This window comes from Aeromonas cavernicola, assembly GCF_002795305.1.
Classification (GTDB): Bacteria; Pseudomonadota; Gammaproteobacteria; order Enterobacterales; family Aeromonadaceae; genus Aeromonas; species Aeromonas cavernicola.
This window is the reverse complement of record NZ_PGGC01000038.1, coordinates 17,957-30,161: the sequence shown is the minus strand read 5'-3', so window position 1 is coordinate 30,161 and position 12,205 is coordinate 17,957. Positions and strand designations below refer to the sequence as shown.

The following is a 12,205-nucleotide window of genomic DNA, read 5'->3' as shown; positions in this document are numbered from 1 at the left end:
ATTGCCCGCCACGGTCTGCGCCTGCTGGCACAGGGCGATGATCCGCTGATCGTGATCATCACTATTGAGGCTGGTGAGATCCATCAGGCTAATGGCCCGCAAAGCGGCCTGTTTTAGGTCAGAAGAGGACATAACAACTCCAAATTGGTCATAAAGAAGGGGCGCCTGGGCGCCCCGTGTCACAAAGGGATACAAGGTCACTGCGCCAGCGAGAAGAAGATCCCAGCAATGGCGGCGCTCATCAGGTTGGAGCAGGTTGCGGCCAGCACAGTGCGCAGACCGTGGCGGGCAATAAAGTCGGTGCGAGAGGGGCACAAGGTACCCAAACCACCGATCAAAATGCCCATGGAGGCCAAATTAGCAAAGCCACACAAGGCAAAACTGATGATCACCTTGGATTTCTCCTCCAGCACCTGCAACCCTGCCGCCGTCAAGGTGGCGGCATCCTTGAGGTAGGGCGAGAGATCCTTGTAGGCCACAAACTCATTGACCACCAGCTTCTTGCCAATCATGGCGCCCGCAATGCCAATATCAGCAGCAGGTACTCCCAGCAAGAAGGCGATAGGGGAGAAGATCCAGCCCAAGATAAGCTCCAGCGAAAGGGTGATGCCAAACAGATCACCCACCCCACCGAGCAGGGTATTCACCAACGCTACCAGCCCGATCATGGCGATCAGCATGGCGCCGATAGCCGCCGCCAACTTGAGTCCACTGCTGGCCCCCTCACCCGCCGCCGCCAGCACGTTTTCCGGCTTTTTGCCGTCAAACTGGATGCTGTTATCGAACACGTAGTCCGGCTGAGTCGTCTCGGGGATGATCAGCTTGGCAAACAGAATACCGCCGGGGGCCGCCATGAACGAGGCTGCCAGCAGGTACTGCATATCGACCCCCATCAACGCATATCCCGCCAATACCGTGCCGGAGACCGAGGCCATGCCGCCGCACATCACGGCAAAAAACTCCGAATCGCTCATCTTCGCCATGTAGGGCTTCACCACCAGCGGCGCCTCACTTTGACCGACAAACACGTTGGCCACCGCCGACATAGACTCGGTCTGGGAGATCCCCAGCAGCCGAGCCATCGCCCCCCCGATGACCCGGATCACCGCCTGCATGATGCCGAGGTAGTAGAGCACCGCAATCAGCGCCGAAAAGAACACCACCAGTGGCAACACATTGAGGGCAAACACAAAACCGATGCCATCGACCGAGAAGTTGACCAGATTGCCAAACAAGAAATGGATACCGGCCTTACCGCTGGCCAGCACCGCCTCCACCCCATGGGCCATCCCTTCCAGCGCTCGCCGTCCGAGCGGCACATAGAGCACTAAGGCGCCGATGATCATCTGCAACGCCAGCGCCAACCCCACGGTCCGCAGGCGTATCGCTCGGCGGTTAGTAGAGGCAAGCACAGCGATAAGGATCAACACCAGGATGCCAAGAAAACCTGCTGCAAACATATGACCTCCAGGTCAGGGACTACTGAAAATGGCGCTGGATAAAGGCGTTGATCAGGCGGATAAAGTCCGCTTCTGCCAACTTGGCGCACTTGAGGGTCTGCTCGTGGGAGAGCTGCACGTCGCCAAGCCCCTCTGCCATGTTGGTAATGGCGCACACCGCCAGCACCGGCAGACCACAGTGAGCCGCGCTGATCACCTCGGGCACCACCGACATACCGACCACGTCGCCACCGATGATCTGCATCATCCGAATCTCAGCTGCGGTCTCGAAACAGGGGCCGCTGTAGGAGACAAACACCCCCTGATTGACCGCGATTCCCAGCCCCTCGGCCACCGCCAGCGCCTCACTGCGAAGATCCTTGTCATAGGCATTGGCCAGACTGAAGAAACGTGGGCCGTAGGCCTCATCATTGGCACCGGTCAGCGGCGTGCCCGGCATGGTGTTGATGTGATCGTTAAAAATGACCAATGACCCGACCCCAATCCGCTCAGGGCGCAGGGAGCCCGCCGCATTGGTTACCAGCAGCAGCTCACAGCCAAGGCGCTTGAAGGTACGCACTGGGGTGGTCATCACCTTCATGGTTTGGTGCTCGTAGTAGTGGCCGCGCCCCTTCATGCAGACCACATCGACCCCGTGCAGCTTACCAAGCACCAACTCACCGCTGTGGCCCGCCACCGTGCTGACTGGAAAACCGTCCAGCTCCTCATAAGGGATGGTGACTTTTTCCTCTAGGGTGTCGGCCAATACCCCAAGGCCAGAGCCTAGGATCATGGCGGCACGGGGGGCGAACCCCGGCTTGCGGGCAAGAATAGTAGCGACGGCGTTGATGACTGGATCCTGTTGCATGGTGGCACCTCTGACAGAGTAAATAGGAATGAGGCACCACTTTAGGAGAGGTATTGAGGAGAAAAAATCGCTAAAATCGGTCTTTTTATCCTGATTAACAGCACAATCTAGCCAGCGTTAGCCCGCCTAGTGCGAGCCAATCAGCCCCGATCCCCTGCTATCGACGCTGATTGCACCGTGGCCGCAGGCAATCACTGCTCATGGGCGAGCCCATGGTAGTCAGTGCGATGCTAATCAAGCACCCCCACTGTGAGCCAGATCGCATTCTACCCCTAGCAGCAATAGGGCTGCGCTCGTTAGCACTGGTGGAATGTTTGACGGCGATCTCATCTTTTTACATCCACCCACCAGGAGAATGTCATGGCGCAAGATCACCACTGGCGTGACCGGGTTACCCTAAAAATGCTGCGCTACTTCCACGCGGTGGCTCAGCACGGCCATTTCAGCCGAGCGGCCGAGCAACTGAATGTCTCCAAATCCCCCCTGAGCGCTCAGATCAAGGAGCTGGAAACCATCTTGGGCGTCGCCCTGTTTGAGCGCCACACCCGCCAAGTGAGCCTGACCCCCAGCGGACGTTTGCTACAAGATGAGTGCACTGTGCTACTCGATGTGCTGGAGAGTGGCTTAAACAAGGTCATGCAAGCAGGCAGGATGGAACGTAACCAGATCCGCATCGGGCTGGTGAGCTCGATCTTCTGGGCAGGGTTTGGCGAGGTGATCCGCCAGTGCCATCGGCGGCATCCCGAGTACGAGATCATCTTTACCGAGCTATCGCCAGAGAAACAGAAACAGGCGTTAGCCAGTAACGAGATCGACATCGGTCTGGCCCGTTTTGCCGACACCATCAATATTCATCCACTGCTGGCCGAGCGCATCTATCGCGAACCCATGGTATTGGTTGTCTCGGATGAACATCCATTGCGGGATCGTAAACGGGTTGCCTTAGCAGAGCTGGCAAGCGAGCGTTTCGTCCTGATGAACCGCACGAACTCGGCCTCCACCGACTTCATCATCAACGCCTGTCTGGTCGAGGGGTTCTACCCTCAGCTTAATCAAGAGGTGATCGAGCCCAACACCTTAATGGCGGTGGTCGCCACCAGTTTGCAAGTGGCGCTGGTCCCTGCCAGCTATGGCCGACAAAAGTGGCCCCACGTGCGATTTATCCGGCTTGAGCAAGCGCTGCCTGCCGATCTCTGCGTGCTATACGCCCCGCCCGTTGCGGCGCAGCCCGCCATCGCCATCCGCCACTTCATCGACACCATGAACGAACAGATGAACCTAGCGCCTCCCTCACTGAGCAGTTCACCAGAGCCATAGCCAATCAGTCATGAGCGATGCTAGCGATGGGCTGAATGACCCCGTTGCCGCCATGGAGCCCGCCGTATCGCTATCGTGCGGCAATCACCATGTCAGTGGGCCAGCCCCCACCGCTCGTTTAACCGCAGTTGCGGGATACCTGACAACGATCGTGACTAACTCCACTAGGTTTGGGATAGAATCAGGGGCGCGTTTTTTGTGAAAATGCCCCAAAAAGTCAGAATAAAAACATAACCAACTGTAAATTAAAGAGAATTAGCCGATGGCTCAATTTATTTACACCATGAACAGGGTTGGCAAGGTCGTGCCGCCCAAGCGTCATATCCTCAAGAACATCTCCCTCTCGTTCTTCCCAGGCGCCAAGATCGGCGTCTTGGGTCTGAACGGTGCGGGTAAATCCACCCTACTGCGGATCATGGCGGGTATCGATACCGAGATCGAAGGGGAAGCCCGCCCACAACCCGGCATCAAGATCGGCTACCTGCCCCAAGAGCCGAAGCTGGAGCCAGAGCAGACCGTCCGTGAAGCGGTTGAAGAGGCAGTCGGTGAGGTCAAGCGTGCCATGGCCCGCCTCGATGAGGTTTACGCGGCCTACGCCGATCCTGATGCCGACTTTGACAAGCTGGCCAAGGAGCAGGGCGAGCTGGAAGCGATCATTCAAGCCCAAGGTGGCCACAACATGGAGAACCAGCTGGAGCGCGCGGCCGATGCCCTGCGCCTGCCAGCTTGGGATGCCCAGATCAAGCACCTCTCTGGGGGTGAGCGCCGCCGCGTAGCACTGTGCCGCCTGCTGCTGGAAAAGCCGGACATGCTGCTGCTGGACGAACCGACCAACCACCTGGATGCGGAGTCCGTGGCTTGGCTGGAGCGCTTCCTACACGACTACGAAGGCACTGTTGTGGCCATCACCCACGACCGTTACTTCCTCGACAACGTCGCCGGTTGGATTTTGGAGCTGGACCGCGGCGAGGGGATCCCGTGGGAAGGCAACTACTCCTCTTGGCTGGAGCAGAAGGATGCCCGTCTGGCGCAGGAAGCCAGTTCCGAAGCAGCCCGTCGCAAGTCCATCGAGAAAGAGCTGGAGTGGGTTCGCCAGAACCCGAAAGGCCGTCAGGCCAAGTCCAAGGCCCGGATGGCTCGCTTCGAAGAGCTCAACACCAACGACTACCAAAAGCGCAACGAAACCAATGAGCTGTTCATTCCGCCCGGACCACGCCTCGGCGACAAGGTGCTGGAAGTGGCCAACCTCTGTAAATCCTATGGGGATCGCCAGCTAATCGACGATCTGTCGTTTGCCATTCCGAAGGGCGCTATCGTCGGCATCATCGGCCCGAACGGTGCCGGTAAGTCGACCCTGTTCCGGATGATGTCAGGTCAGGAGCAGCCCGATTCCGGCACCATCACCTTGGGTGACACCGTAGTGCTGGCCTCGGTTGATCAGTTCCGTGACAGCATGAATGACAAGAAGACGGTGTTTGAAGAGGTCGCCGACGGTCAGGATATTCTGCGCATCGGTAACTACGAGTTCCCGAGCCGGGCCTATATCGGCCGCTTCAACTTCAAGGGTTCCGACCAGCAGAAGCGGGTGGGCGAGCTCTCCGGTGGTGAGCGTGGTCGTCTCCACTTGGCCAAGCTGCTGCAAACCGGCGGCAACGTGCTGCTGCTGGATGAACCGACCAACGATCTGGATATCGAAACCCTGCGCGCCCTTGAGAACGCCCTGCTGGAGTTCCCGGGCTGTGCCATGGTCATCTCCCACGACCGATGGTTCCTCGATCGAATCGCTACTCACATCTTGGATTATCAGGACGAAGGCAAGATTGCCTTCTTCGAGGGCAACTTCACCGAGTACGAAGAGTGGAAGAAGAAGACATATGGTGCCGATGCGGTCCAACCGCACCGCGCCAAGTATAAACGCATCACAAAATAAGCGGAAAAGCGCATGACAAGGGGGGCATCAGCTCCCCTTTCTATTTCTTTTGACATAGTATCGAAGGGAGTGCTTTCTTCATGGATGTAACAAAATGACGACTCGGCCCAGCCCAGAAAATAAACTCACCATCAAACTTCGTATCGAACCCAGCTGCCTCGGCCCCAATGGTATAGACCACATCGAAACCTTCTGTGCAGTGGCCGCCAAGATGTTTGCCACCGTTGCCCCCGAGTTAGTGAACTGGGAACTCACCCCCCGCTACGACAAACAGTTACCAGAGCAAGAGTGCTTCATTGATGAGCGCAGACTCAGCGACGAACAAACTAGCCTGTTCTTGCGTCATGTAGGCTGGGAGTGGGACGAGCTACAAGACCAGCTCGATTCGATCCTCGCTCAGTTAGTGGAGCGTTATTTCAAAACGTTACCGTGACGGGCAGCTTAGCAGAGGCCCCCTCCCCCTCGTCAGCCCCACTGGATAGCCACGATGAGCAGCGGTTAACTGTTTATCGTCTCCCTTCCTTGTCATGCTTTAGCCTCTCGGGGTTTGTAAAGCGGCATGGCTGTGGGAAAATACGCCCGATGTCACCGCAAACAAGCTGAGCCCACTGATGCAGAGCCGCAAATGGGATTGCACGCCTATTTAGTGGGCTTACTCGGCTGACACCTATGTCACGTCACCTACTGGAATCCAATATGAATCAACCACATCAGGCCAATACCCAGGCCAGTGGGCAAGGAGTGCTCGAGCGGCTGTTTGCCCTGCGCAGCCACGGCACCACGGCCCGTACCGAGGTGATCGCCGGCCTCACTACCTTTCTCACCATGGTTTACATCGTGTTCGTCAACCCGCAGATCCTCTCTGCTGCGGGCATGGACACCCAAGCGGTGTTTGTCACCACCTGCCTTATCGCCGGTATCGGCAGTATCCTGATGGGGGTGATGACCAATCTGCCTATTGCCTTAGCCCCTGCCATGGGCCTCAACGCCTTCTTCGCCTTCGTGGTCGTGGCTGGCATGGGCTACTCCTGGCAAGTGGGTATGGGCACCATCTTCTGGGGTGCCTTGGGTCTGTTGATCCTCACCCTGCTGCGGGTACGTTACTGGCTGATCGCTAATATCCCCCTCGCATTGCGAGTCGGCATCACCGCTGGGATCGGACTGCTAATCGCGTTACTTGGCCTGCATAATGCGGGGATCGTCGTCGCCAGCCCGGCCACCATGGTGACGGTGGGCAACCTCACGTCGCTGCCTTGCTTGCTGGGGTTACTCGGGTTTTTCCTGATCTGTATCTGTGCCGCCCGTGGTATCCACTCGGCGGTACTGATCGCCATCGTGGTCACCACCACCCTAGGCTGGCTGTTTGGTGACGTGACCTTTAAGGGCTTTGTCTCGACACCACCAAGCATCGCCCCCGTATTTGGCCAGCTAGACCTGATGGGCTCGTTCGATATCAGCCTGGCGGGCATTATCTTCTCCTTTATGCTGGTCAATCTATTCGACTCTTCCGGCACCCTGATTGGCGTTACCAGCCGCGCTAAGCTGACCGATGACAAAGGCCACTTTCCGCGCATGAAGCAGGCGCTGGTGGTCGATAGTGTCAGCTCCGTGGGCGGCGCCTTTATGGGCACCTCCTCGGTCACTGCCTATATCGAAAGCTGCTCGGGCGTCTCGGTCGGCGGTCGTACCGGTCTCACCGCTATCGTAGTCGGCCTGTTGTTTTTATTGGCTATCTTCTTCTCCCCCATCGCCGCCATGGTGCCAGCTTATGCTGCCGCTGGCGCCCTCATCTACGTAGGGGTATTGATGTGCTCCGAGTTGACCCGAGTGGAGTGGGAAGATCTCACCGAAGCAGTCCCCGCCTTTATGACTGCGGTGATGATGCCGTTCAGCTTTTCCATCACCGAGGGGATCGCCGTCGGCTTTATCTCCTACTGCGTGATGAAGGCGGGTACCGGCCGCTGGCGCGAGATCAATCCCTGCGTGCTGGTGGTGGCCCTGCTGTTTGTGCTCAAGTTCGTCTGGGTCGATAGCCACTAAGTCCGGCTTTGCCAACAAAAATGCCAGTCAGCTGACTGGCATTTTTTTATCCCCGATTGGCTATCCGGCCTGCAGAATGGCCATAAAAAATCCGAAACCAATGGTTTCGGATTGCTGCTATTACAGATGTGGCAGTATTTACTCGGCAGCCATGCGGGCTTCGATATACGCCAGCGCACGGTCGATGCGCGCCAGTACCCGCTCCTTGCCCACCAGCGCCATCACGGCATCGATGCCGGGGGACTGACCGAGACCAGTAACGGCAACGCGCAGCGGCATGCCGACCTTGCCCATGCCCTGACCCAGCTCAGCGGCGGTCGCTTCAATCAGCTCGTGCAGCGCGTCGGTAGTCCAGCTATCCAGTGCCACCAGTTTGGCCTTGGCCAGGGTGAGCGGCTCGGCAGCCACGCCACGCAGATGCTTCTTGGCGGCCGCTTCGTCGATATTCTCAAAATCTTCGAACAGATAGCAGCTCTGGGCTGCCATTTCCACCAACGTATTGCAACGCTCGGCCAGCAGGGTGACCACATCAGCCAGCGCCGGGCCATTGCTGGTGTCGATCTGCTGGTTTGCCATGTGCCATACCAGATGCTTGGCTACATAAGTCGGATCCAGACTGCGCATGTAGTGGTTGTTCAGCCACAGCAGCTTGTCGGTGTTAAACGCCGAGGCGGACTTGGAGATAGCATCCAGGCTGAACAGCTTGATCATCTCGTCGAGGCTGAAGATCTCCTGATCGCCGTGGGACCAGCCCAGACGTACCAGATAGTTCAGCAGCGCTTCCGGCAGGTAGCCGTCGTCGCGGTACTGCATCACAGAAACGGCACCGTGGCGCTTGGAGAGCTTGGCGCCGTCGTCACCCAGGATCATGGAGACGTGGGCAAACTCCGGTACCGGCGCGTTCAACGCCTTGTAGATGTTGATCTGGCGCGGGGTGTTGTTGATGTGGTCTTCGCCACGCACCACGTGGGTGATCGCCATATCCCAGTCATCGACCACCACGCAGAAGTTGTAGGTCGGCGCGCCGTCGGTGCGGCGGATGATCAGATCGTCAAGCTCAGTGTTAGCGAACTCGATGCGGCCACGCACGTGGTCGTCGAACACCACGGAACCTGTCGTCGGGTTGCGGAAGCGAATGACATGCGGGGCATCGGCCGGGTGGTCGTGGGCACCATCCCGGCACGTGCCGTCATAGCGGGGCTTCTCACCGTTGGCCATCTGGCCTTCGCGCAGCGCTTCGAGCCGCTCTTTGGAGCAATAGCACTTGTAGGCGCGGCCATCGGCCAGCATCTCGTCGATCAGCGCATTGTAGCGGTCAAAGCGCTTGGTCTGGTAGTAAGGACCCTCATCCCAGTTCAGCTCTAGCCATTCCATGCCCTCAATGATGGCGTCGATAGCCTCCTGAGTGGAACGTTCCAGATCGGTATCCTCGATACGCAACACAAACTCACCGCCCTGGTTCTTTGCAAACAACCAAGAATAGAGTGCGGTACGGGCACCGCCGACATGCAAAAAGCCGGTCGGGCTGGGAGCAAAACGGGTTTTGACTTTCATCTTTAAGCCTTGTGTAGGAGAGGGCCTTAGGCCTGTACGTTAGAAAAGAGGGCATTTTAGCACCGACCATCACAGTTGGGAAAACCCTGCGGTCACCTCTCACCGCGTGACAGTGGATGAAGCCACCAACTGCGTCGCAACGGTTGCAAGCAGCGTCCTTCGGAATCGCACGAATCAAGACACATTTGCCAAGCGCCGCGCCTGGCGGACTACGCGCCCCCCATTGAGTGAGTACGTCAGAGCAAAAAAAAAGGGTTAGCACCCAATGATGCCAACCCTTTGTTTGATATGGTGCTCCCGACTGGAGTCGAACCAGTGACCTGTCCCTTAGGAGGGGACCGCTCTATCCTACTGAGCTACGGGAGCGTAGGCATTGATTATACAAGAACCCTCTCCCTTTTAAACTGTTGATTTTATTCTAATACTGCTAAATCCCCATTTTGGACATTAAATGGTGGATATTTGTTCTGGCTACTGATAATCGCACCATCATCGAAAACCTGTACGACTTCGAAGAGGCCATCTGCTGGGCTACGCATCATCCGTGACTTACCATAGGGATCGATAAAATCGGCATTGTGTTGGATGCGGAACTGATCCCCTAGTTTGACGCCGTTACGTCGACCAAGATTGATGTGGAGGCCGCGTTCGTTCTGGCCCACTACGCGTGCAGTAACGGCAGCACAGGTGAGCTGAGCCACTAAGTCTTGAGTTGCCTGCTGCAGCTGATAGCTAACTTCCTGACCATAGCTAGATTGCCAGAATTGACTACTCTCGCTACCAATTCTATCGCGTTTATTAAATGTCCAAACTGCACGCCCTTCGTATACTTTACGGCTGATCAGCGTGCCGTTAATGCCATCGAATAAATAGAGCTGCATTCGAAAATTCCGTACAGGATCCTCTAACCATTGGGTTAATTGATTTTCCTGAGGCTCAATGGAGAGATCGTCGATGCTACCAAGCACCAAATACTGACTGTCGGTTCGTAAACTAAGGGCTTTGATCTCTTCAAGAGCGCTGCGGTCACCTTGTTGCATATGGAGGGGGTCTATACGCAGGTTTTCATCTAGCCACTGACGTACTGCAACCCCTTGAGGCTCATCAGCTAAAGTCTCGAATATACGACGCGATAAATTAATGGGAAGGTCATCAAGGGCGCCGTAACTGGCTTGGTCAGGGTAGCGCATCCGTAGTCGGACGAGCGTCAAATCCTTGGCGTAATGCTGGTTTTGGCAGATCTGCCGCTCAGCTTGGATGTCGGCCATCACAGTAATGTACATACGGCCGTTGCGTACTTCTTCTCGCTTTAAGTTATATTGGCGAATATCGCCACCAGACCGGATCTGGATCTGTTCTGATCGAAGGCTGCCATTTTCCAAACGTTGAATACTAGATACCGACGCACCGCTAGCTAACAAAGCCTGACGTAATGCGTCGCGAGTAGCTTGTTCACGCGCGTAGTTTTCATCTCCCGCCAGAATTGCGGCACTACCCTGTGCTTCAATAAGTTCGGCATGAACACCAATACTGGCTAGTAGCAACGTTAATAGCAGTAATTTCATAACAGATATCCTGAATAGGCACAGAATGTGCTCACTCTAAGTTAAAGGCCATATTTACCAATATGTATTTCAACAAATGTCTATCCGCAGGGCGGAGTAGACTCGTGAAAAGTTATTTCAATGAATTCAGCAAGAACTGTGCCTTTTTGCCAACTCAAGCTTTTTTAATGTTGACCGATAACCAATTAGGAACAGATACAGGAACAAGTATCCATGCGTAAATTCATCACTGCATTCACTCTAACTCTAGTGCTCATGGGGTGTAGCTCCGACCCTATTGATCGAGAACAGGGCGATCCACGCCAAGCGGCACAAGGCATGGAACTAAATTGGTTAGTTGCCCGTATGGCTGATCAATTGATGGAGCGTAAATCCCTTACCACGATTACCGAGCCGATCGCTGTCGCCTCCTTTGTTGATCTTGATACATTGCAAGACACTAATTGGATGGGACAGCAGATTGAAGAGAGCTTTATTTATGAGCTTAATCGTCGCGGAGAAGTGGTGGTCGACTTCAAGTTAACTGGTAGCATCAAAGTAACTCCCCAAGGGGATTTCGTGTTGAGCCGCAATTACAAGGAACTTTCGTCTCGTCTGCCGATTTCGCGCATTTTAGTGGGAACATTTAGCCGTAATCAACAAGGCATACTAGTCAATGCTAGGATTATTGATCTGAGAACTAAAATGGTAGAAACATCAGCTCAGAGTTTGATTCCACAACAATATTTAAATGGTAAAAATAACTCTTTTGGTCGGGCTTCGGTTAATCGTGGTTATCTGATGCGGGGAAGTGATTCTCGCATTGGCGGTCATTTAGTGAACTTAACTCCATAGGATGACATCATGAAGATGCTGTTTGGTTTCCTGCTGGTACTAGTGCTCAATGGTTGCAGTATGAATCGAGTACTTGATTACGCCCAAGGCGGGGAACCAGATGATTTCCCTGTACTCAAAGCGGTGGGATATGCGGTAATTGATATTCAACCTGGACCTTCTCAGGCAGAGAAGATGTTGCAAGCTATACGCGCTTCTAAAATGGATGCTTATCGCGAGTTAGCGGAGCAATTAAATGGTCAGCAGGTGAGAGGGCTGAGTAGCTACCGAGATTTGACTCAAACCTCGAATTCATTGGATGTGTCGGTAGCTGGAATGGTACGGGGTGCAAGAGTCATTGCTTCCTATCCACGGGGAAACACTTATGCAACAGAAATGGAACTCGATACACGAGCACTTTACAATATTAATCAGCTTATGGCTGGACAGTTTTGATATAGTCGTTAGAGGCTGATGTTTGAAACATGAGCGAGCGTTGCACTTATTATCTAAATTTTCGGCAGTAACATATATAACTTAATGTTTCCCCAGCAACCTGCGATTTCCCGTTATATTATCGAAAAAACTCTGGAATGAGCGATTGTTGTTGGTGCTTAGCTAGATCTTGAACTACTAATGGCGTGAATTTTCAGGGTGTGTTTAAAGCCCCAGAGGATTA

General features: G+C 55.1%; 10 protein-coding genes and 1 tRNA gene. 6 read left to right on the top strand and 5 right to left on the bottom strand.

The window, feature by feature from the left end; all coding sequences use genetic code 11:
• Window positions 1-197 precede the first annotated feature (197 nt).
• Window positions 198-1,460: a NupC/NupG family nucleoside CNT transporter gene (locus CUC53_RS04390; RefSeq protein WP_100293028.1), complete on the bottom strand. Its 1,263-nt coding sequence runs from the start codon at window positions 1,458-1,460 to the stop codon at window positions 198-200.
• A gap of 19 nt (window positions 1,461-1,479) precedes the next feature.
• Window positions 1,480-2,307: a xanthosine phosphorylase gene (gene xapA, locus CUC53_RS04385; RefSeq protein ID WP_100293027.1), complete on the bottom strand. Its 828-nt coding sequence runs from the start codon at window positions 2,305-2,307 to the stop codon at window positions 1,480-1,482.
• 360 nt (window positions 2,308-2,667) lie between these two features.
• On the opposite strand from xapA, the gene CUC53_RS04380 reads away from it, so the two are divergent.
• From CUC53_RS04380 to CUC53_RS04365, 4 genes are all read left to right on the top strand, one after another.
• Window positions 2,668-3,624 (top strand): LysR family transcriptional regulator, encoded by a 957-nt coding sequence (locus tag CUC53_RS04380; RefSeq protein ID WP_100293026.1) that lies wholly within the window; start codon window positions 2,668-2,670, stop codon window positions 3,622-3,624.
• Window positions 3,625-3,886: 262 nt separating this feature from the next.
• Entirely contained in the window at window positions 3,887-5,554 is a 1,668-nt protein-coding gene (gene ettA / locus CUC53_RS04375; RefSeq protein WP_100293025.1) for an energy-dependent translational throttle protein EttA, read from the top strand.
• 94 nt (window positions 5,555-5,648) lie between these two features.
• Complete coding sequence (locus CUC53_RS04370; protein ID WP_100293024.1) at window positions 5,649-5,987, top strand: hypothetical protein; 339 nt, start codon at window positions 5,649-5,651, stop codon at window positions 5,985-5,987.
• 263 nt (window positions 5,988-6,250) lie between these two features.
• A complete protein-coding gene (locus tag CUC53_RS04365) occupies window positions 6,251-7,594 on the top strand; it encodes an NCS2 family permease (protein ID WP_100293023.1) in 1,344 nt (447 codons plus the stop codon).
• Between the two features lie 138 nt (window positions 7,595-7,732).
• Here CUC53_RS04365 and gltX read toward each other — a convergent pair whose 3' ends face one another.
• From gltX to CUC53_RS04350, 3 genes are all read right to left on the bottom strand, one after another.
• Complete coding sequence (gltX, locus tag CUC53_RS04360) at window positions 7,733-9,148, bottom strand: glutamate--tRNA ligase (RefSeq protein ID WP_100293022.1); 1,416 nt, start codon at window positions 9,146-9,148, stop codon at window positions 7,733-7,735.
• A 289-nt stretch (window positions 9,149-9,437) separates the two neighbouring features.
• Window positions 9,438-9,514 (bottom strand) — tRNA-Arg (locus CUC53_RS04355).
• Between the two features lie 47 nt (window positions 9,515-9,561).
• Entirely contained in the window at window positions 9,562-10,713 is a 1,152-nt protein-coding gene (locus CUC53_RS04350) for a flagella assembly protein FlgT (protein ID WP_100293021.1), read from the bottom strand.
• A 213-nt stretch (window positions 10,714-10,926) separates the two neighbouring features.
• Between CUC53_RS04350 and CUC53_RS04345 the strand changes: the two genes are divergently transcribed.
• Window positions 10,927-11,547, top strand: coding sequence for a FlgO family outer membrane protein (locus tag CUC53_RS04345; RefSeq protein ID WP_100293020.1), 621 nt, complete (start codon window positions 10,927-10,929; stop codon window positions 11,545-11,547).
• Between the two features lie 9 nt (window positions 11,548-11,556).
• Window positions 11,557-11,982, top strand: a complete 426-nt coding sequence (locus CUC53_RS04340) for an LPP20 family lipoprotein (RefSeq protein WP_100293019.1) — start codon at window positions 11,557-11,559, stop codon at window positions 11,980-11,982.
• Window positions 11,983-12,205: the final 223 nt, after the last annotated feature.